General features: G+C 43.6%; 22 protein-coding genes. 14 read left to right on the top strand and 8 right to left on the bottom strand.

Annotation, left to right across the window (positions count from 1 at the left end; all coding sequences use genetic code 11):
- Positions 1-102: 102 nt before the first annotated feature.
- Positions 103-567 carry a transcription elongation factor GreA gene (greA, locus tag EXN75_RS09655; protein ID WP_118117216.1) on the bottom strand — a complete coding sequence of 155 codons (465 nt, stop codon included), beginning with the start codon at positions 565-567 and terminating at the stop codon, positions 103-105.
- Between the two features lie 244 nt (positions 568-811).
- Between greA and EXN75_RS09650 the strand changes: the two genes are divergently transcribed.
- Together EXN75_RS09650 and EXN75_RS09645 are read left to right on the top strand one after the other, a co-directional pair.
- A complete protein-coding gene (locus EXN75_RS09650) occupies positions 812-2641 on the top strand; it encodes a MutS-related protein (RefSeq protein ID WP_134843641.1) in 1830 nt (609 codons plus the stop codon).
- 121 nt (positions 2642-2762) lie between these two features.
- A complete protein-coding gene (locus tag EXN75_RS09645; protein ID WP_246031350.1) occupies positions 2763-4430 on the top strand; it encodes a PepSY-associated TM helix domain-containing protein in 1668 nt (555 codons plus the stop codon).
- A gap of 66 nt (positions 4431-4496) precedes the next feature.
- Here EXN75_RS09645 and EXN75_RS09640 read toward each other — a convergent pair whose 3' ends face one another.
- Positions 4497-5636, bottom strand: a complete 1140-nt coding sequence (locus tag EXN75_RS09640) for an MFS transporter (protein WP_134843640.1) — start codon at positions 5634-5636, stop codon at positions 4497-4499.
- A gap of 808 nt (positions 5637-6444) precedes the next feature.
- Here EXN75_RS09640 and EXN75_RS09635 point away from each other — a divergent pair.
- Together EXN75_RS09635 and EXN75_RS09630 are read left to right on the top strand one after the other, a co-directional pair.
- The gene (locus EXN75_RS09635) at positions 6445-7155 is read left to right on the top strand and encodes a M15 family metallopeptidase (RefSeq protein ID WP_134843639.1); all 711 of its coding nucleotides are present in this window, start codon (positions 6445-6447) and stop codon (positions 7153-7155) included.
- A gap of 423 nt (positions 7156-7578) precedes the next feature.
- Positions 7579-8709 (top strand): DUF3810 domain-containing protein, encoded by a 1131-nt coding sequence (locus EXN75_RS09630; protein ID WP_134843638.1) that lies wholly within the window; start codon positions 7579-7581, stop codon positions 8707-8709.
- 66 nt (positions 8710-8775) lie between these two features.
- Here EXN75_RS09630 and EXN75_RS09625 read toward each other — a convergent pair whose 3' ends face one another.
- From EXN75_RS09625 to EXN75_RS09610, 4 genes are all read right to left on the bottom strand, one after another.
- A complete protein-coding gene (locus EXN75_RS09625) occupies positions 8776-9246 on the bottom strand; it encodes a hypothetical protein (RefSeq protein ID WP_187349083.1) in 471 nt (156 codons plus the stop codon).
- Between the two features lie 101 nt (positions 9247-9347).
- The gene (locus tag EXN75_RS09620; protein WP_134843637.1) at positions 9348-9737 is read right to left on the bottom strand and encodes a hypothetical protein; all 390 of its coding nucleotides are present in this window, start codon (positions 9735-9737) and stop codon (positions 9348-9350) included.
- A 48-nt stretch (positions 9738-9785) separates the two neighbouring features.
- Positions 9786-10325: an RNA polymerase sigma factor gene (locus tag EXN75_RS09615; RefSeq protein ID WP_134843636.1), complete on the bottom strand. Its 540-nt coding sequence runs from the start codon at positions 10323-10325 to the stop codon at positions 9786-9788.
- Between the two features lie 119 nt (positions 10326-10444).
- On the bottom strand, positions 10445-11806 hold the full coding sequence (locus EXN75_RS09610) for a formylglycine-generating enzyme family protein (RefSeq protein ID WP_246031349.1): 1362 nt from the start codon (positions 11804-11806) through the stop codon (positions 10445-10447).
- A 1021-nt stretch (positions 11807-12827) separates the two neighbouring features.
- On the opposite strand from EXN75_RS09610, the gene EXN75_RS17685 reads away from it, so the two are divergent.
- From EXN75_RS17685 to EXN75_RS09585, 5 genes are read left to right on the top strand one after another with little or no spacing between them, the layout of a single operon-like run.
- Entirely contained in the window at positions 12828-13226 is a 399-nt protein-coding gene (locus EXN75_RS17685; RefSeq protein WP_187349084.1) for an A1S_2505 family phage non-structural protein, read from the top strand.
- A gap of 32 nt (positions 13227-13258) precedes the next feature.
- Positions 13259-14116 (top strand): ADP-ribosylglycohydrolase family protein, encoded by an 858-nt coding sequence (locus EXN75_RS09600; protein ID WP_134843634.1) that lies wholly within the window; start codon positions 13259-13261, stop codon positions 14114-14116.
- Positions 14117-14175: 59 nt separating this feature from the next.
- A complete protein-coding gene (locus tag EXN75_RS09595; protein WP_118117202.1) occupies positions 14176-14391 on the top strand; it encodes a DUF3791 domain-containing protein in 216 nt (71 codons plus the stop codon).
- A complete protein-coding gene (locus EXN75_RS09590; RefSeq protein ID WP_118117201.1) occupies positions 14388-14864 on the top strand; it encodes a DUF3990 domain-containing protein in 477 nt (158 codons plus the stop codon). The genes EXN75_RS09595 and EXN75_RS09590 overlap by 4 nt, the downstream gene beginning before the upstream one ends.
- 11 nt (positions 14865-14875) lie before the next feature.
- Positions 14876-15091, top strand: a complete 216-nt coding sequence (locus EXN75_RS09585) for a hypothetical protein (protein ID WP_022110805.1) — start codon at positions 14876-14878, stop codon at positions 15089-15091.
- 308 nt (positions 15092-15399) lie between these two features.
- Here EXN75_RS09585 and EXN75_RS09575 read toward each other — a convergent pair whose 3' ends face one another.
- Positions 15400-15873, bottom strand: coding sequence for a lipocalin family protein (locus EXN75_RS09575; RefSeq protein WP_134843633.1), 474 nt, complete (start codon positions 15871-15873; stop codon positions 15400-15402).
- Between the two features lie 393 nt (positions 15874-16266).
- Complete coding sequence (locus EXN75_RS09570) at positions 16267-16890, bottom strand: vWA domain-containing protein (RefSeq protein ID WP_134843632.1); 624 nt, start codon at positions 16888-16890, stop codon at positions 16267-16269.
- Positions 16891-17160: 270 nt separating this feature from the next.
- Between EXN75_RS09570 and crcB the strand changes: the two genes are divergently transcribed.
- From crcB to EXN75_RS09540, 5 genes are all read left to right on the top strand, one after another.
- The gene (gene crcB, locus EXN75_RS09560) at positions 17161-17541 is read left to right on the top strand and encodes a fluoride efflux transporter CrcB (protein ID WP_134843630.1); all 381 of its coding nucleotides are present in this window, start codon (positions 17161-17163) and stop codon (positions 17539-17541) included.
- A gap of 126 nt (positions 17542-17667) precedes the next feature.
- Complete coding sequence (locus tag EXN75_RS09555; RefSeq protein ID WP_134843629.1) at positions 17668-18276, top strand: DUF6621 family protein; 609 nt, start codon at positions 17668-17670, stop codon at positions 18274-18276.
- 37 nt (positions 18277-18313) lie between these two features.
- The gene (locus EXN75_RS09550) at positions 18314-19555 is read left to right on the top strand and encodes a saccharopine dehydrogenase family protein (RefSeq protein WP_118117196.1); all 1242 of its coding nucleotides are present in this window, start codon (positions 18314-18316) and stop codon (positions 19553-19555) included.
- A gap of 50 nt (positions 19556-19605) precedes the next feature.
- Positions 19606-20643 carry a recombinase RecA gene (recA, locus tag EXN75_RS09545; protein ID WP_118117195.1) on the top strand — a complete coding sequence of 346 codons (1038 nt, stop codon included), beginning with the start codon at positions 19606-19608 and terminating at the stop codon, positions 20641-20643.
- Between the two features lie 409 nt (positions 20644-21052).
- Entirely contained in the window at positions 21053-22102 is a 1050-nt protein-coding gene (locus tag EXN75_RS09540) for a DNA methyltransferase (RefSeq protein ID WP_134843628.1), read from the top strand.
- The last annotated feature ends 8 nt before the right edge of the window (positions 22103-22110 follow it).

The following is a 22110-nucleotide window of genomic DNA, read 5'->3' as shown; positions in this document are numbered from 1 at the left end:
AGGAATGACCGAAATTCAGCCATTCCCTATATTCTAAAATTCCACAATATTTTCTGATTATTCCTCAATAATCCTCATTACAGTGCCACGCTATCTGAGACATTATAATTCCACGCTCTCTACGCGGAATTTGAGCAAGCCTGCAGGTACCTTCACTACGACTTCTTCACCAGCTTTCTTACCCAAGAGAGCCTTGCCGATAGGAGATTTGATGGAGATTTTGCCATTATGAAGGTCCGCCTCATGAGGATTGACGATGCTGTAAGTCATACTGCAATTGGTGGAAAGATTGGTAATCCTTACCTTGCTCAACAGTCCTACAGTATCACTCTTAAGACGGGACTTGTCGATGACACGGGCATTCTCCAAGACCTTCTGCTTGAAGCTGATCCGGCTCAACAGTTTACCCTGTTCACGCTTGGCAGCATGATATTCAAAGTTTTCACTGAGGTCACCCTTGTCACGAGCCTCAGCGATAGCATCACGCACGGCTGGCAACTCCACGTTCACCATGTGCTGAAGCTCGGCTACGAGTTCATCATAGCCTTCTTGAGACATATATTCCATAATCTTCTAAACTTATATTTTTTCTATCGTTCTTATTGACTGATTATAATTCTGGGGTGCAAAGGTACGGGGAATAAATGGAAACACAAAGAAAAATTCCACAAATATTCGCATAAAAGACTTAAAAATAGGTAACTTTATTTGGTCAGCTTTGTTTTTATCCCTATTTTTGCACCCCATAAACAGTTTATCATCTTGCCATCATCTATCGCTGATACATGGCAAATAAAACAAGCAGACAATCATGAATATCAAAGAGAATTATCAGAAATACGCAAACAAATATGCTTCGGAGCTGACTGCCCTGAAGCGCAAGAACACGGGATTTATCACAGGCGAACTGTTGGCTTTCGGAGGCATCCTAAGTTTCCTGATCTGCTATTTTGCATGCGATGGCGACACCCGTCATTTTCTGGTGGGAGCCGTTCTGTGCCTGGCAGTCTATTTCATTATCCGCCGCATCGACGACCGCCACAAGGAGAAGATAGAACAACTGGCTGCCCTGCTCAAGGTTTATCAGAATGAAATCAAGGCCTGGGAGGGTGACTTCTCTCCTTTTGAAACAGGCGGACAGTATCTGAACCCGCAGCATTCCTATGCCTTCGACCTCGATGTCTTCGGCAAGGATTCCCTCTTCAACCGCATCTGCCGCACCATCACATCGGGCGGTTCTGACAGATTAGCTGCCAACCTCACCCGTGAAACACCTCTCTCTCTGGAGGAAATCAGAAAAAGAGCGGAACTGCAGAAGGAAATCGCAGCCCCCGACTGGCGCATGGACTTTCTGGCACTTGGCGAAAGAAACTGCAAGAAGATAGATTCTGCAGCCGTGGCTGAGGCGATGCAGAAAGTTTCCCAGATGGAAGTACCGGGATGGTTTGGTTCTCCGATTTCACTCGTCCTCGGTTGGCTGGCGATCATCGGCATCATCGGTTCAGTCGTCCTTTCTATCTGCTCCGTCATTTCCATCAACATCCCCCTGTGGTGGGTCATGCTGCAGTACATGGTGGTCTTCTTCGTTTGCAAGCAAACCCTCGACAAGATAGACAGTAATGGTGGTAAGCTCCGTCATCAGCTCATCGCCTACTCGCAGATTCTCCGTCTCATCGCCCAGCGCAATTTCCAGAGCCAGTTGGGCAGGGAGATGCAGGAATCGCTCGCCGATGCATTGCCTTCATTCGCCCAACTGGAAAAGATACTGAAGGGTTACGACCGACGGGGCAACTTCCTCGGTCTGTTCTTCACCGATGCCTTCATGCTCAGCGACTTCTTCCTGGTGCGCAGTTTTCTGAAATGGAAGAATACCTATATGGTGAAGATGGAGGAATGGATGAACGTGATCAGCGAGATGGACGCAATGGTTTCAATGGCCAACTTCCGATACAATCATCCCGAAGCCAACGAACCGGAACTGCAAGATTTGCCAGAAATCATCTTCGAGGGAAAGAACCTTTATCATCCTTTCCTCGGTGCCAAGGCGGTGAAGAACGATTTCACGGTCAAGGACGGCAACTACTATATCATCACGGGAGCCAACATGGCGGGCAAGAGTACCTTCCTCCGTTCATTGGGCGTGAATTATATCTTAGCGATGGCAGGAATGCCTGTCTTTGCCGACCATCTGAAGATTTCCCGCTTCAGAATGTTCTCCAGCATGAGAACCACAGACGACCTGACACATGGCATCTCTTACTTCAATGCAGAACTGATCCGACTGGAAGAACTGTTGAAATTCTGCAAGGGAAGTGCAAGCGGTGAGAGAAGCGAGAGACTGAAAACCCTCATTATTCTCGATGAAATTCTGAAGGGCACCAATTCGCTGGACAAGTTGAACGGTTCCAGAAAATTCCTCGAAGCCATCTCCAAGTTGCCTGTTAGCGGCATCATCGCCACCCACGACCTGGAATTATCCAAGATGGAGAATGACCCGTCGGGCAAGTTCCACAACTTCTGTTTTGAGATAGACTTAGGCACGGATGTCACCTATACCTATAAGATACAAAAAGGCGTGGCAAGAAACCAGAATGCCACCTTCCTGCTGAACAAGATTCTGGATAAAAACTTCGGGGAATAAGCAGAAAGGTTCCCTGCCCATCTCACAGAATAAATACGGCGCAGGGCTTGAAATCATTATTTTTAGGTATTGTACGAATCGGGGGTTATCAGTACCTTTGCATCCCGAAATATAAAAGATAATGAACAATAGAATGAACAAGTACTTTACATGGAAGAAATACCACCGCTGGTTCGGACTCGTACTGTCCGTATTCATGCTGGTATTCTGCGTTTCAGGCATTATCCTGAACCACCGCCAACTATTTGCAGACTGTGCCGTGAGCAGAAGTTTACTGCCTCCTGCCTATCATATCCGCAACTTCAACAATGGTATCATCAAAGGCTCTACCCCATCGCCTCTGGGCATCCTGACATATGGCTATGCAGGCGTATGGCTTACAGACAGCAAAATGCAAAACTGGGAGGATTTCAACAGAGGACTTCCAGAACAAATAGATGAGAGAAACATCCGCCATCTGGTCTGTACCAAAAATGGAAGAATCTGGTGCGCTGCCCTTCGGGACGTTTATTATTTCGAAGCTGACAAGGCGAAGAGGAATGATGTTCATGGGAAGAATACCCTTGGAGGAAGATGGATCAAGTTCCCTCTCCCTAATCATCATGAAAGGATGGCAGACATCACACTTACTCCAGATAGCATGAATGTTATAGCCCTGACTCGCTCTGCCATTTACGAAATTACAACCCACAAAAAATCGGACAGTTTCACAAAAATACAATCCGCACATTCTGAAAATAGTTTTTACACAAAAAGAAGTATTATTGCCCAACCAGATGGTTTTATTCCAACGGAATCATTATTCAAGACTGTCTGGGCTTTGCACAGCGGAGCCTTCTTCGGACTTACGGGCAGACTGGTGGTAGATGCCATCGCCGTCGTACTCATCATCCTATCGCTAACGGGTATCGTCCTCTTTATCTTACCCTATCGCATCCGCAGACAAAAACGTTTGTTAGGAAACGGACTGCAGGATAAGAAACTGAAGGAAAATGAACAGAAATCTGCAGAGATCAAGGAAAGGATGAAGGTTCTCGGCAAGCGGATGGTGTGGAATGCGAAATGGCACAACAAGATAGGTTATACCACCATCATCCTCACCCTCTGGCTGGCGATTACCGGTATGTGCCTGCGCCCACCATTGATGATTCCACTGGCTCTCAACAAGACAGAACAGAAGATAAAAGACGGCAATGTATGGCATGACAAGCTCCGTGCCATACGATGGAATGCGGCTGAGAACAACTGGCTTGTATCTACCTCTGAGGGTTTTCTCTATGTAGATAAATCCTTCAGTCAGAAGCCACGACTGCTCGACAAAAACCAGACTCCAAAGGTGAGTCCGATGGGAGTAAACGTATTTGAAAGCGACGGCAAGGGTGGTTGGCTGATAGGTTCATTCAGCGGTTTATTCCGCTGGTATCCGGAGCAGGAACTTATCCTGGACTACTCCACTGGGAAGCCTCATCATGACAAGTCGATGATTCCGATTTCCAGTACACTGACCAGCGGTTTCTCCAAGGATTTCTTCGGTGGCAGAGCGGTAGTTTTCGATTACAGCAAGGGCGCAGACATTCCTGTTTCCACGCCTGAATTACTATCCCGCACTCCCCTTTCTCTCTGGAATGTAGCCCTCGAACTGCATGTGGGCAGATGCTATTCTCCCCTCTTAGGTCCGCTTTCCGACCTCTTCGTCTTTATCTCCGGACTGCTGATTTCCTTAGTATTAATCTCCGGATATATTATTTTACATCGAAGAAAGAAGAAGAAATCAAAAAACAAGGAATAATTTCACACAAGAACAAACATAAAAAGAGGGTGTGTCGTAAATCCATGACACACCCTCTTTTTATGTTTATTCATACTTTTTGTGGAAGACCAGCAGGCAGACGGCTCCCATCAAAGCCATAGGTACACCGATAAGAGCAGGGAAATGATAACCCAATCCCATTGCCACAGGTATTCCTCCGAAGAAAGCACCCAGCGCATTTCCCAAATTGAATGCCGCCTGAATGCAGCAGCCTCCGAGCATCTCGCCACCCTCGCTATGCTTGACTATCAGGAACTGTTCTGGCGAACCGATTCCGAAAAGACAGGCACAGCAGATGAACATCATGGCTGCCGAAACCCATCCTATGTGGGAAAGGAAGAAAGTGGCAAGCAGGGCTGCAGCTGCCAAGAACTGGAGATAACAGATAAAACGTCCTGGCTTAAACCTATCGGCAAGCAAGGCACTCACCTGATTGCCTACCACCATACCCAATCCTGCAAGAATCATCAGTGCAGAAATGCTGGCAGCACTGAACCCGCCGTTCCACTGCAATAAAGGCGAGATGTAACTGAACCAGCAGAGTATGCCGCCATTGCCTAAGAAAGTGGCTGCGATGATGAGCCAGGAAGCCAGATGGCGCATGAACTTGAACTGTGCTTTCATTCCCTTATTGGGCAATGCCTCTACATTAGGTACCCAGCGATAGATCATATACAGAGTGAGCAGTCCCAATATCACGGACATCAGGAAAGGAACTCGCCAGGACATCGTATGACTGAGAAATGTACCGAGCGGAACACCCATCAGGTTGGCGAAAAGCATTCCGGCGCACATCATTGCCACCGCCTTGGTTTCCTTGCCTTCCTTGGCCATTTTCACTGCCACGATCGTTGCCGTTCCGAAGTAAGCACCATGTGGCAAACCCTGTATAAAGCGGGCGCAGAGCAACAGCCAGTAGTTAGGGGCAACAGTGGCAATAATGGCTCCTATCACCACCAATGACGTCAGAAAAAGCAGGATATTCTTAGGGCGATACTTGTGCATCAGTATCAGGGAGAAGGCTCCTGCACAAACGCCCAGGGCATAAATGGAGATGAGATGACCCACTTGCGGGATGCTCACATTCATGTTGTGTGCCACATCTGTGAGAATTCCCTCGATAATAAATTCCGCCATTCCGAGGGTGAAAGTACCCAAGGCGAGTGCAAACAATCCTTTTTTCATTATTCTCTGTGTATTATCCTTTTATATCAAATCAATCTTATTTTTTCGGGGTGCAAAATTACAAAAAGAAAATGAAAAGCAGGGAGGAACGGATTGGATTTTTTATCTAAAATAAGCAAATTGTTGATGGAAGGAGAAATAAATATCCATTTTTTTCGCAATGTCGATGGGTGACAGGGGTGACAGACCCCTCCACAAAAAAACAGAAAACTCGTGTCACAGGTGTCACCCAACAAACTGGCTCCAATAAAAGGCTCGGCAGAAAACGGTGACAGGTGACACTTTTATATACTCTTTTTTTTATGACTTACCGCGCGAAAATAGATAAAAGATTGATAATCAGAGGGAGACATCCAAATTGGAGGGTAGTGTCTCCAATGCATAAAAAAAAAGATGAAAAATAGGTGTCACCGTCACCTTTTGAAAATTTTGTAAAACTTTATACTTTCCAGAAATAACCTATTTGCAGGAGCGAAATGACTTGTTTGCGAGTCCTAAATGACTTGTTTACGGGTCCTAAATGACTTGTTTACGAGTCCTAAATGACTTGATTGCAGGTTCTAAATGACTTGATTACGAGTCCTAAATGACTTGATTGCAGGTCCTAAATGACTTATTTACTGGTGCCAAATGACTTGTTTCCAGACACACTTTTTGGGGAGAAAAGCATCAAAAGGGATAGAAAAGCATAGAAAAGCATCAAAAAGGATAGAAAAGCATCAAAAGGGATAAGTAACTCGGAGAATATGTGTAACTTTGCACCATCAATCGAAGGATTGGAAATATTAACTTTCAAAACGAACTCAGAATGAAGAAAACGAAAAAGAACATTTTATCGGCTGAAATATGTCTTCTACTCCTCCTGTTATCCTGCCTCTCACTGAAGGCTCAAAATCCGGGGGAAACCGTTTCTGCAGCAACCATCAGGAAACTGGGCGAGGCGCATTTCTTCTCCGTTTCTCCTATACCTGACAAAATATTCCAGTTGATGCAGGGAAAGACATACAAGAAGAATTGTAGCGTGGCAAGAAGTGAACTGCGATATTTGAGATGCCTCCATGTGGATAAGGACGGCAGAAACATCGTGGGAGAGATGGTGGTAAACAGAACGATAGCAACCGACGTGCTTGATATCCTCCGCAAACTCTATGATGCCAAATATCCGATAGAGCGGATGCGGCTCATCGACTATTGGGATGCTGATGACGAACGGGCGATGCGGGATAACAACTCCTCCAGTTTCAATTTCCGATTCATCTCACATACCCACACCGTTTCAAAGCACGGCAGGGGACTTGCTATTGATATCAACACACTCTACAATCCTTACCACAAACGACTCAAAAACGGCAAGGAAGTGGTGGAACCAGCCACAGCCCGTCCCTATCTCGACCGAAGCAAGAAACATGTGTACATGATTCGGAAAGGCGACCTCTGTTACCGCCTCTTCAAGAAAAAAGGATTCAGATGGGGTGGCGACTGGAAATACAGCAAGGATTACCAGCACTTTGAGAAATAAAGAAATGGGGAAAGAGGAAGCGGAAGAAAGAAGCCTCAACAAATGTAAAAGCAGAAGGGGGAAAATAGGAAAAAGAAAAAGACTATGTATCAGTTGGTGCAATTCTCAACTTCAACATAGTCTTTCTTTCAAATCTATTATCCTATCATTGATAATCCAATACTTTCTTACAAGTAAGCAGGGACCTGCTTAGGTGTACCATATTGAATTATATTCTCTGCGCTCATCGTCCTCATTATAGACGTTCTCAAACTCAAGGTTGTTGGCCTCGAATGCTTCCAATGTTCGTTTCATAATCGGCCCTCCCATTTCTTTAAGTTAATAATCTGTTCTACGTTTGCAAATTTACGAAAAAAACAAGCAAGTTATGTCAAGGATTCCGAATACTTTTGTAACTTTGCAGAAAAAATAAAAATCAGCTACATGATACGACTCAATTCACTACATATCAGCCGATTGAAGTGGCGCCACTGGCTATTGCTGGTGTTGCTCAGCCTCATCACCCTTACGAAGTTGATTCCTTTATGGGGATTCATCTACACCACCCGTATCTATCCGATAATCGGCTCTCTTCTCTCTCCCATCTCCGGGCTCTTCCCCTTTGCTGTTGGCGATATTTTCATTGCTCTCAGCATAGTCTGGGTCATTTTCTATCCCATCTACGAAATAAAATGGAGGAAACAACTGGCCAAACGATTCTTTTTTCTTGCAGCAAAGAGAGGCTGCTATCCCAAGAAGAAGGTAGTTTTCGGAAGAGTAGCCGAATATCTGCTGTGGGTATATGCCTGGTTTTATATAGCCTGGGGACTGAACTACTCGCAGCCGAATATCTACTGCAGAACGGGCATGAAGCCTGTGGAAGTATCTGAAGCCAAATTTCGGGAGTTCGCCTACAGATATGCTGACAGCATCAACTATTTAAGTGAAGAATTCAATGGTATGGTGGATGATGGATTGAAGAATCGGGTGCGGGATGCAGTTCTGAAAGGTTACAACGAAATCGGAGCCAAGGAAGGAATCAATGCTCCCTTCAACCAGCATCCTCATGCCAAGACCATGATCTTCACTCCACTGAGTTCGATGTCGGGCGTAACGGGCAGCATGGGGCCATTCTTCTGCGAGTTCACCCTCAATGGCGACATCCGTCCCCACGACTATCCTGCCATCTATGCCCACGAATATGCCCACTTACTCGGTATTGCCAATGAAGGCGAGGCAAACTTCTACAGTTACATCGTCTGCACAGCCTCATCAGATAAGGCGGTGAAGTTCAGCGGTTATTACCACATCTTCTTCCACGTCCTGCGCAATGTCTTCGATATTTTAGGTGAGAAAGAAGGAGAGAAATTCCTGAAATACATCCGACCAGAAATCATCCAGTTGGCAAGAAGCGACCGCAACTACTGGCTCAGCAAGCGATGCAAGGCACTCGATGCAGCTCAGGATTTCATCTTCGACCTTTACCTGCGGGGCAATCATGTGGCGGAAGGAAGAAAGAGTTACTCGGGAGTCGTAGGACTGATACTGGCATGGGAAAGTCATCACACGAAATAGGCTGATGCTCTCACGAGTACCAGCCTATGTATTCGAACTACTTTTGTATTAACAAAACTTCTTTATTTATCTGCGACTACGAGGACCGCGCTTTCCCGGCTGTCCTTTGCCACCCTTTGCGTGTTGAGCAAAGCGCTTCATCATATTTTTCTCAATCTCATAGACCCTCTGTATCTGCTGTTGGGTCAGGAACTGAGAATACTTCTTGTAATACTTCTGACGGATGTCGAGAATCTTCTCGCTCATCTCAAAACGACGCTTTATATTCTGTTCACTCTGTGCCTCAGAACCTTTCTGATTGCGGCGAATACAAGGACCCAGCGCCCAGATTTCCTTCTGACACGCAGTATAGGTTTCGATAAAACGAGCTGTGGTCTTCTCATCGAAAGCCAAGTCGTGCGCTATATGCTGCGCCTGCTTTTCAGCCAACTGTTCGCGCGAAATGCGCTGTTTCTGATTAGGAGTCTGTGCAAAAGCACAGGCTGTAATAGTCATCATAGCGACCATCATCATCAAAATACTTACAATTCTTTTCATACTTAATCTTTTTAAATTATATTGAATCTGTTTTTTTTAGAAAACAGGAAACATCTATCCATTGAATGAAAGAGAATCCTGATATTATTTGAGAGACATATTTAATTATTCAGAAAAACATCCTCCTGGTAAACATCTAAAAGATATGCCTGATCGGCAGCTGACAGCTGGGCAAAAGCCTGATCCACCGCCTGGAGTTCCCTATCTGTCTGAGATGGATGAGAAGGATGAGGGGCAGAGAAATCGATATGGAGTACCAGGAGTACTGCCACAGATGCTGCCACTGCCAATACAGCCGTCCACATGACCCTCATCAGAGGTCGCTTTTTCTGTTCTGTCTTAAGCGGTTGCGGAGTATCATCCTTCACCGCCTCCAGAATATTCGCTTCCATTTCCTTGAAGAAACCTTCGGGAGTAGAGTAAGGCATTCGCTTACCCACCTTATCAAAATCAAATTTCTCGGTTTTATTGAAATTAAACTTTGCATCCATTTTCTTTTCCATTTTAAATATCCAATTAATAACTGCCAGAACTCTCACTTAATCGTTCGAATTCATGTACTTAATAATTTTCTCTTTGGCAATATGATAACTTGCCTTGATACTGGTTGGCGTGGAATCCGCAATCTTGGCAATCTCATCAAACCCGAGTTCTTCGTAATATCGAAGGTTGAATGCCAACTGCTGCTTGGGCGGAAGCAAAAGAATCGCCTTCTGCAGTTTCACCGCCACCTTATCATCAAAGTCGATATAATTATCGCCTTGAATCAGGTTGACACCTGTGGTTTCCGATTCTATAGAGACAACTTCCTGTCTCCGTTTGCTGATAATCCTAAGAGCCTCATTCGTGGCTATGCGATAAATCCAGCTTCTCAGAGAGCAATCGCCCCGATAGTTGCCGAACGAGCGATAGATTCTCACGAAGGTTTCCTGCGAGGCATCCTGTGCATCATCGTGCGAAACCACCAGTCGGCGAATATGCCAATATACGCTTTCCTGATATTTCGCCATCAGCATCCGAAATCCGTTCTGTGGATTTTCCTTCAGCGCTTCCATAATGCCATTGTCATTTATACTCATATTCGTTTTATTTCTTGAACGTTACGATTATATGACCATTCAAAATGGGAAAAGTAAAAAGGCGGAATACTTTTTTCTAAAAAATCGTTTATTTCAGAATAACTGATTCTACTACCTATTTATAAATCTACTCTCACTACCCTGAAACCGACATTGGCATATTTACCCGAAGCATCACGGACATCATCGGAATATTCACTCCGACAAGCATCACGACTGGAATCCCAGCTGCCACCTTTTACAATATATAATCCGGCAGTATTCTGAGTAGAAGTCCATTCCCAGCTATTACCCCAGAAATCAATGCCACCACAGGCACCAGTTGTTTCAGCATAGGCATCAACAGCAGTCAATCCTTTTTCCACATAATCGCTGTTCATCTTCACATCCTTTGGCATATGACCGGCTGCTAAAATCCATTCCTCTTCGGTTGGCAAACGATACGCATGCAGTTCATCCTTACTGCCCAACCATTCGCAATAAGTCATCGCCTCGCTATAAGAAATATTTACAACAGGATAATTTTCCTGACCTTGCGGATAAGTAAATCCAGTATCATACATGGCATATTCCTTGTTGGTAACCGGTGCGTATGCAACATAAGCATTCTTTGCAGAAGAACCTCTCAACACCAGCCACTGATCATTAGGATTATCATCAACACGAGGATCTACAAGACGCCAAAACTGCTGTTCCAGGCGGATATCACGATTCTCAACCAGCTCATCAACAATATCCTGCATCTCAGCTACCAGATCCGGAGTTTTCGCTTCACGCTCCAGTTGGCGAAGTTTAGCCTTTTTTCGAGCTACCACCTTATCATACTTTACTCCCATCTGCTCCATCAAAGCTTGCTGATTTTCATCAGTAGGATTTTGCTGATAAGCCACCAGCATGCTCTTGGTCAAAGCATCAAGATTAGGGCGTTCGTCTTCAACAAAAGGAGCGTCAATATCAGCAAATTCCAGTTCACTCTCTACCAAATCCAGTGGAGTAATAAACTCAACAGCCTGAATTTTCTGGTGTACACCGAAATAAGCAGCCACATCCCTACCCTTATAAATAGAGAGGCGATAACCTCCATACAAATCACAAGGGAAAGTAATGATATAATAGTCTTTGCCCGGTGTTAGTGTTTCCCCTTCTGGTGCAGAGAATGTAATAATAGATTCCTTATCCCCAGAAAGATTGCCTGCTATCTGATAACCATCCACACTCTCCAACTCTATCTTGGTAATACCAGACATAGTAAAATTGAGTTTGATTCCTCCTAAACCTTTCTTCGCCACATTTTCTAAAGAAACGATTGTACTTGCCGACTGTTCTGTGGGAACAACCACTTCTCCTTCGTTTTCATCTTCTGCTGGATCCGAAGGGGTTTCTACTGTAGGTATTTCTTCTGGAAAAATCTGATTATCTGATGAACAAGCCGCAAAGAACATCAGCATAAATGCCATCGAGGCAAATATTATTTTCTTCATATTCGTTTATTTTTATTATGTTTTAATATCAAAGTTCACTATCATCATTTTTGAGCTCGCTTAGATGAACGTCACAACTATATGAACTTAGAATACAGGAAAAGTAAAAAGGCGGGATACTTTTTTTTCGATACCAGCTAAAATTTTACTTCTCTTTTCTCTTTTAATATCATAGAGAAGAGAAAAAAAGAGCTATTCCTCCGGTTTCTCAAAGAAAAAGTATATATTTGCAATCGAATTGCGGATATCAAAAAGATATATCAATATGAAAAAAGAAAAGAATTTGGAAAGCTTGTCGGATGATGAGATTCTGCAGGGCTTCAAGGATGCCAATGCCAGAATAGTAAGGGAGTATTACTACGGATACTGCCGGGTGGCTTATTGCATCTACGACAAGCGATATGACCTGCAGCATAAGCCAGGCATGGATTTCTTCTCGCTGGCTCACGAATATTATCTCTATCTCTGCGAGCATGACTTCAAGCCTTTGGAGGACAGGAAGCCAAGTATGTCGCTCAAAACATGGATGGTAAACGGCTTCCGGTTCCTGCTGCTGGATAAGTTGAAGGAAGTGGTGAAGGAGCACCTTTTTGAGAGTTTCGAGGCAAGGCAGGAAAGCCGCAAGATGCAGTTTGACGTGACCGACAATCAGTTTGAGCACGATCTTTACCAGACGATAGAAGATATCGGCAATTTCTATTATGGCAGAGACAGCAAGAACAGCATCATCCTGAAGATGCTCTATATAGAGGGATTCAGGGGCAAGGACGTAGCCATGCAGTTGGGCATGACCGCCTCCGCCGTCACCCAGCGATGCCAGAAGATGATGCACGATGTGGTGATTCCTTATTTCAAAAAATACTTCGACGCATCGGAATACGGAAGCTATCTGTCATTCGCAGAGGAAGACACATCCGTTTCAAGTGCTCCTAAGATGTCGATGCCGAGCATGATGGCTTCAAGAATGTGCTGCGAGGAAGCAGCTGATAATGGCAATAACATATTTAATAACAAGAATAATATGGAAGATATGAAGAAGGGAAGAATCACTCCTCGCTGGATTGATTCTTTGAAAGAAAACGAAATATTTGTTTTTGGCAGCAATCTGGCTGGCATGCATGGCGGTGGTGCGGCACGTATAGCCTGTCTTCACTTCGGTGCCGTCATGGGCAAGGGTGTGGGACTGCAAGGTCAGAGTTATGCCATTCCTACGATGCAGGGCGGCGTGGAAACCATCCGCCCATACGTGAATGATTTCCTGGATTTTGCCAAGCATCATCCAGAAATGCAGTTTCTGGTAACACCTATCGGTTGCGGTATCGCCGGCTTTGAGGCTGAAGACATCGCCCCATTGTTCGAGAGTGCAAAGGAGATGAAGAACATCAGCCTGCCTGAGAGTTTCTGGGAAGTGATAGAGTGAAAATGGAGTAAGAATCATTAAGACATAAGATAATGTTAGGAGCAATGATTGGTGATATTGCTGGCTCAAAATATGAGTTCAACAATACGTTTGATTATGATTTCGAGATGTTCGGCGAGGGATGCGACTTCACCGATGATACCATTTGTACGGTAGCGATTGCCGATGCGATATTAAACGGGCGAAACTATCAGGAAAGTCTGTTGGATTGGTGCCGCCGCTATCCTTCTCCAAAAGGAGCGTATGGCGGTAGATTCGCAAGGTGGATTTGCTCTCTTAATCCGCAGCCATATAATAGCTTTGGCAACGGTTCTGCAATGCGAGTATCACCAGTAGCTTGGCTCTTCGATGACCTGTCGCAGGTGTTGGAAGAAGCAGAGAAAACGGCTCTTCCTACCCATAACCATCCCGAAGGAATCAAGGGAGCCCAAGCCGTGGCTCATGCCATCTGGCATTTCCGCAAGAGCAGATTCTCAGAAGAATCTAAGGATTCTGAGAATGAGGAAACGAAGGGATTGAAAAATGAGAATGCTAAGGCTTCTAAGGATGAAAATGAAACAATACAGGGGTTCATGTCCATCGCCCGCAGCTATTACGAGGATTTCGACACACGAGTTTATCCAAAGGGCAAGTTCGATGAGACCTGTATGGATGCCGTGCCCTTATCCTTCTATCTCCTCTCGCAAGCCTCATCTTTCGAGGATGCCATCCGCCTTGCTATATCTCATGGCGGCGATAGCGATACCATCGGAGCCATCGTCGGCTCCATCGCCGAAGCCCGCTTCGGTATTCCGCAAGAAATGAAAGAGAAGGCTTTGAGCTATCTGCCGGATGACATGAAAGATATATGGAAACAATTTGCAGAAAAATCCCAAATAAAGCAAGAATAATTTGGTGTTAACGAAGAAAAGTCTTAACTTTGCCCCATACATATAAAAAAAATAAGATTATGCAAGAATATCAATTGGATTTCGTAACCTATTGCGTTGGCAACTTAGCCGACCGATTGAACATGAGTGCCAGTAAGGTATATAAGATGTTACGGTCAACAGATATCTTAAATGGCTATATGATACCCTGTTATGATGTGCTCCATACTTTCAGCAAGGAGTACATCATAGACGATTTGATTAACTTGTTAAAGAAACGAGGAGCATTGAAATGAAAGTTTATCACGCATCAAAATTCATCATAGAATTACCAGATGTTTACCATTCTCGTGATTTGTTGGATTTCGGCAAAGGATTCTATCTAACCTCTCTTGTCGAACAGGCGAAAAAGTATGCCCAACGATTCCTCTTTCAAGGTGATAAAGCGTATCTTAACCAATACATCTTAGATGAAAACTTAGACAGAGAATATAAGATAAAGAACTTTATTGATTACAATGAAGAGTGGTTAGATTTTGTTGCTTTATGCCGACTTGGAAAACAATCAAGTAAGTATGATATGGTTACTGGTGGCATTGCCGATGATAAAGTATTTAATACTGTAGATCTTTATTTTTCGGGTAATATCAGCAAAGAAGAAGCGCTTGGACGCTTAAAATTCATCCATCCCAATCATCAGATCTGTATTTTAAATCAAGAAATATTAAACAAGCATCTGCACTTTGTCAAGTCAGACGAAATCATATAAGGAGATCTTTTATGGAAGCAAACAAGACAATACTTCAAATGAAATATGCTCGCATAGTACCCATCTTTGCAGCGCACACAGGCATTACATTGGAAGATGCTCTAGATTTCTTTTATGCTTCTTCTATTTATAAGATGATGAACGAAGGCATTGCTGATATGCATTGCAGAAGCGATGGATATTTAGCTGAATTAGTCAAAGAAGAATGGAAAAATAAAAAAGTCTAGCAAAATTAGCTGATTATGCAGAACAATTCAGTACTGGAAAAATCTTATATAAACGATTTTCACCGTCAGAGCAGCTTGGCTGCGTTAAAGGGGGAACAATACATGTTATTGCATCCTTACTCGCGGGAGCAGAAGTTGGCACAGATCAACTCTCTGCGCCAGAACACAGTTTCAAAAGAGAAAAGCAACTTGGAAAGATCCAGGAAAAGAGAATTAGCCATAATTGAAGAATTCGAGAAAAGAGGATTGATATAAAACTAAAAAAGCAGCACGTGAAATCATGCTGCCTTTTTAAATTCTTATATAATTTAGTTTACTCGCTTGCAGGTAATTCTCTGCTTATACTGAGGTCCTTCATCTAAGGTAACCTCCAATACAACAGTATCATTTTTGAAGGAAACAACAGTATAAGTTATATCCATATCACCTCTGTCGTCATACAGAATGATTTTATTGCCAGAAACCTCATATTTGCAAGTATAGTCAGATGATTGCCAGTTACCATCAACATTCTCATACCATTTGTAGGTTCCATCACCCTTGAAAAGGATTCTATCAGCTTCCCCTTCAGGAACATCCTGATCAACCTTAATAAGATTCTCATCATCTGTATCATCATAATCCCAGCCAGAAATGTGAGTCGTCTGCCACATTCCTATACAATTAGTCTTGATATCATCTTGTGATGGAGCATCGTCATCATCAGATGAACAAGCGGTGAAAGACACCATTGAAAACAAGGCAAAAAGAATCGCCATTAAAGAAAAATGTAACTTTTTCATAAGTTGTGCCCGTTATGCCGATAGCTAAGCTTTTAATGTTATTAAATTAGTGAATCCGATAGATTATAATTGCGAAGCCATCGTTCTCTACATCACCTACGGATACAAAACACGTGGACGAAACTTGTCCACATTGCAGCCGTAGGAAAAGCTGAGGAAAACGACAAGTAACGCCCACGCTATAGCGGACGCTTACTATCTGTCGGTATTCCTGCTTTTTATTGAAGTTTCCTACGTTCCAATGTGCATGACCGAATAGCAAACGCTAATTTAACCATCAAAAAAACAGAAGTCAAACTCTTGCGAGAAATCATTCTGATTGCAAAAGTACAAAAACTTTCTGAATAATCAGCATTTACCATTCATTTTTTCGTCAACTTCTTCTTTTTTTCTTTATTCCTCCTCAAAGTAACTGCCCGCTTCCATCTTGCAATCCATCGCACAGCACTTGACATAGCGCTCTCTCGCCCTATTCTCTCTTGCAAACATCTTCTTGGTGCCAGCCTCATCTTCCGAGAACTGGAGATGATTGTCAATACCCATATCCATAGCGATATTCTCCACATCAAGGTCATCGGTACCGATGAAGGTAAAAGTCCAGTTCTGCTTCTTCAATTTCTCGATAAGATTCTTGATCATCTTCAGACTGTACTCCTCGCTGCAGTTCTCCTCACCATCCGTGATAATAGTTACCAACACACTGTCATCCTCAGTGGTCAAGGCGTTGATCTTGGCGATACCCATTCCGATGGCATCGTAAAGAGGAGTGGCACCACAAGGATTATAATCCTTTGCCTTCAAAGGATTGGCATTAGAGGCACGCACGTTATCATAGAACACATTGGTATGCGTGCTGTCAAAAGTGATGAGCGTAACTCGCTGCTCCAGATTCTTATGCGTCTCCTGCATTTTCTGAATCGTAGTCAGCGTCTCATTGATTCCTACCAAAGCATGACGCTTGATAATGCTCATACTGCCACTCTCATCCACGACCAAAAGATTGAATACTCGTTTCATAACTTTTTCTCCTATTATTTTAAAATGTTCAACAATTCTTTATTTATTCTAACCTTTATCCAGGAAAAGCAATCCCGGGATAACTTTCCTGCTCCTTATATCCATTAAAAGAAAAAGGAAGAGGAAAAATTAAGCATGCTATTTTATTTTTTCCAGAAATCTTTTGCCTAAGAGAAATAAAACTTGTAATTTTGCACTGCAATAAGTAATCGGACACCGGCAGAAAAGGCTCTGCTAACTTGTCCATGCAGCAATCACAAAAATATAGAAATGAAAGAATTATTACTGGTCAGTATCGGCAGCTTCTTCGGAGGCGGCATGAGATTTTGGATTTCCAAGATGGTGCAATCATATACATTCATCGCATTCCCCTTCGGAACGATGACGGTAAATGTATTGGGATGCCTCATCATCGGTTTTTTATCAGGATTGAACTGGAATGGAGGAGGTCTTTTATCCCCATCCGTCAAAATGCTCCTCACTACAGGCTTTTGCGGAGGTTTTACCACCTTCTCTACCTTCATGAACGAAGGTTACGGACTGATGAAGGATGGAAGTTATACCTATATGATGCTCTATCTCTTCGGAAGTCTGGCTTTGGGACTTTTAGCAGTCCTCGCAGGACATTATTTGGCTAAATGCATCGCATGAAAAGAGGGAAATCCACACATGAGGAAAGAGTGCATCTGCATCATAGAAAAGAAAAAAATATATCATTTTTATTATTTTATCCATAAAATGGGGTAAGTTACGAAAAAAAATCGTATTTTTGCACCTATGAATTCATTAGATACAAACAATATAAAATGGAGCGAGAATGTTATCATCGCTGACGCTGACTACATTGACAGAGTGGCTTTCGACCTGACTGTCAATTTCGAGCGTATGATCAACCGTCGCATCCAACCGGCCGACATGGCTCAATGGGCAGTCTGTATTGCCCTTGACGGCGGTCTCAGAGAGGGTGAGCACGAAACCCAAGTAGTGCTTATCCACGACAAGCAGTCTATGGCAATGAAAAACTTCCGCCCTTCCAATTATGAGAAAGATCTGAACGCACAGGCTTTCAAGGACAACAAGTTGGGCGAGTTTATCATATCTTCTTATCCTACAGAGGAAAAGATGGTGGGCAAGGATGATTTCCTCGTGGATGTTGCCCGCACGGTTTGCAATGCCAAGGAGGTAAAGCGCGTCATGATCATTCCCAACTCGGAAGATGGAGATGCCTACGACCGCCTGCGAGAGATATTGAGAAAGGTAGAGGATGACGACAAGCGCATCACGCTCTTCGCCATGCAACCAATGCCTGGCGGCAATTTCCGACAGGAGATTCTCGGATATTCACTGATGAGTGCCTTGGGCATCTCTGCCAATGAAATAAAATAAATAACAGACGATAAACATTAAAATATATAAAATATAAATGAGTAGAGTACTTATGATTGGCGCAGGTGGCGTTGCTACCGTGGCTGCCTTCAAAATCGTCCAGAACCAGGACGTTTTCACCGAGTTTATGATTGCTAGCCGTCGCAAGGAAAAATGCGATAAGTTGGTAAAGGATATCCACGCCAAGGGTTACAAGATGGATATTCAGACGGCTGAGGTGGATGCCGACGACGTTGAGCAGTTGAAGGCTCTCTTCAATAGCTACAAGCCTGAGCTTGTCATCAACCTCGCTTTGCCTTATCAGGATCTTACGATCATGGATGCTTGTTTGGCTTGCGGTTGCAACTACATGGACACTGCCAATTACGAACCTAAGGACGAGGCTCACTTCGAGTACTCATGGCAGTGGGCATACAAGGACAAGTTTGAGAAGGCTGGTCTTTGCGCTATCCTCGGTTGCGGTTTCGACCCAGGCGTTTCCGGTATCTTCACCGCATACGCTGCCAAGCATCACTTCGATGAGATTGAGGTGCTCGACATCGTGGACTGCAACGCTGGTAACCACCACAAGGCTTTCGCTACCAACTTCAACCCTGAAATCAACATCCGCGAGATTACCCAGAAGGGACTCTGGTATAAGAATGGTGAATGGATTGAAACAGACCCTCTGTCTATCCACAAACCTCTCACCTACCCTAACATCGGTCCTCGCGAGAGTTATCTGATGCACCACGAGGAGTTGGAGAGTCTGGTAAAGAACTACCCTACCATCAAGGAGGCACGCTTCTGGATGACTTTCGGTCAGCAGTATCTCACCTATCTCGACTGCATTCAGAACCTCGGCATGAGTCGTATCGACGAGATTGAATACGAGGCTCCATTGGCTGATGGCTCTGGCAAGACTGCCAAGGTGAAGATCGTTCCATTGCAGTTCCTGAAAGCCGTATTGCCTAACCCACAGGATCTCGGTGAGAACTATGACGGCGAGACCTCTATCGGTTGCCGTATCCGTGGCAAGAAGGATGGTAAGGAGCGCACATACTATGTTTACAACAACTGCAAGCACCAGGAGGCATACAACGAGACTGGCATGCAGGGCGTAAGCTATACTACTGGTGTACCAGCTATGATTGGTGCCATGATGTTCCTCAAGGGCATCTGGAAGAAGCCAGGTGTATGGAACGTAGAGGAATTCGACCCGGATCCATTCATGGAGCAACTCAACAAGCAAGGTTTGCCTTGGCACGAGGTATTTGATGGTGATTTGGAAATCGACTAATTGCAACCTCAAACAAATATAAAATATAACAGTTTAAAACTATTATTACAATGGCGAAAAAGGAAGAAATAAAGGAGGGTACTTTAAATCCTAATGAAGGTAAACTGAAGGCCCTTCAAGCTGCCATGGCGAAGATCGAAAAGGACTTCGGCAAAGGCTCTATCATGAAATTGGGTGATGAACAAATCGAGAATATAGAGGTGATTCCTACCGGCAGTATCGCACTTGACAATGCGCTTGGCGTAGGTGGTTATCCTAAGGGACGAATCATAGAAATCTATGGTCCGGAATCTTCTGGTAAGACTACTCTGGCCATTCATGCCATCGCAGAGGCACAGAAAGCTGGCGGTATCGCTGCTTTCATCGATGCTGAGCACGCATTCGACCGTTTCTACGCAGCCAAATTGGGTGTAGATGTGGACAATCTGTGGATTTCACAGCCAGACAATGGTGAGCAGGCTTTACAGATTGCAGACCAGCTGATCAGTTCTTCTGCCATCGACATTCTGGTGATTGACTCTGTAGCAGCGCTGACTCCAAAGAAGGAAATCGAGGGTGACATGGGTGACAACGTGGTAGGTCTTCAGGCTCGTCTGATGAGCCAGGCTCTCCGCAAGCTCACCTCTACCATCAGCAAGACAAACACCACCTGTATATTCATCAACCAGTTGCGTGATAAGATTGGTATCATGTTTGGCAACCCAGAGACGACTACCGGTGGTAATGCCTTGAAATTCTATGCTTCTGTACGTCTGGATATCCGCAAGGCTTCTGCCATCAAGGATGGTGAAAATGTTCTTGGCAATCTGGTACGTGTGAAGGTGGTGAAGAACAAGGTTGCTCCTCCTTTCCGCAAGGCTGAGTTTGAGATTACCTTTGGTGAGGGTATCAGCAAGATTGGCGAGATTATTGATTTGGGCGTAGAGCACAACATCATCCAGAAGAGTGGTAGCTGGTTCAGCTATGATGGTTCTAAATTGGGTCAGGGTCGCGATGCTGCCAAGGCTTTATTGAAGGACAATCCAGAATTGGCTGAGGAAATCGAGGCAAAGGTTCGTGAAGCCCTTGCTGCAAAAAACGAGAAATAAGATTTTTGAAAAGTGGATGTGTCATTAGTCCATGGTACATCCTCTTTTTCGTTTCTTCATAGTTTTTCTTTAACATTTTTGACTTCAAATGCAACCAGAAAGCTGCCATGGTCTTCAATTATAGACATTAATCAATGACAGCTTAATAAATTCAAATAGCTATATTAAAATAAAATCATTCTTGCAGAAAAGGATTTTAGTTACCAATGGCGCAGGCGGCAGCTAATCTTGGTAAAGATTAGCACACCGTATGTAAGTGAAACAATACCAATCAACCAAATTTGGAAGCACTTTTCACAACAGCCAATACTCTCTAAGTCCCAGTACAGGAATTAAATATTGACAAATAATTGAAAAAACATTTTCGATGACTACGAATCATACACTTTATATTGGAGCTTCACAACACATGAAGCAGATTAATGATTGCACCATAGATTTGGTTGTTACATCTCCACCATATCCTATGATTGAGATGTGGGATGAGATTATGTCTGACCAGAATCCACAAATAAAGAAGTATATAGAATCGGAACCAGAGAAGGCATTTGAGTTAATGCATCAAGAACTTGATATGGTATGGAAAGAATGCTTCCGTGTTATCAAGCCAGGAGGTTTTCTGTGCATAAATATTGGTGATGCAACTAGAACTATAAATGGAAAATTCTCACTTTATAACAATCATAGTCGAATTGCTAAAGCTTGTATCGAACTTGGTTTTATCGGTTTGCCTAATATAATATGGAGGAAGCAAACAAATGCACCAAATAAGTTCATGGGAAGTGGCATGTTGCCCTGTGGCGCATACGTTACTCTCGAACATGAATGGATTCTTATTTTCCGTAAGGGAGAGAAACGCACCTACAAAACTGCAGATGCAAAACTTGGACGCATGAAAAGTTCATTTTTTTGGGAAGAACGCAATGTTTGGTTTTCTGACGTTTGGGAAGTAAAGGGAACAAAACAGAATCTTCAGAAGTTGAATACACGAGAGCGAAGTGCTGCCTATCCTTTTGAGATACCGTTTAGGTTAATTAATATGTTTTCACAGAAGGGCGATATTGTTCTTGATCCATTTCTTGGAACAGGCACAACGATGCAAGCTGCAATCTTAACTGGAAGAAATTCTTGCGGCTATGACATTGATGCAAATTTTGAAACTATTATAAGAGAAGGCATTGAAAGTCTTGATATTGATCTCTGTAATAGCTCTATCAAGAAACGTTTTGATGCGCATAAACTATTTGTAGAAGAAAGAGAAATATCTGGCAAAAAGGTAAAGTATTTCAACAGCACTCTAAACTACAAGGTAATGACTAAACAAGAGACCGAAATTGAACTTAATTATTTAACTTCAATAACTCGAAAAGAGTCAGGAGAATACGTTGTCGAATTAGAAGATCATTCGGATCTTTCAGCTATGCCATTCAAAGAAAACTTATTTGCTACAACAAAATAAAATGACGA

Origin of the sequence: Segatella hominis, assembly GCF_004535825.1 — a bacterium.
GTDB lineage: Bacteria > Bacteroidota > Bacteroidia > Bacteroidales > Bacteroidaceae > Prevotella > Prevotella hominis.
Note: the sequence above shows the minus strand (reverse complement) of the source record. Positions and strands in the feature narration are given on the sequence as shown.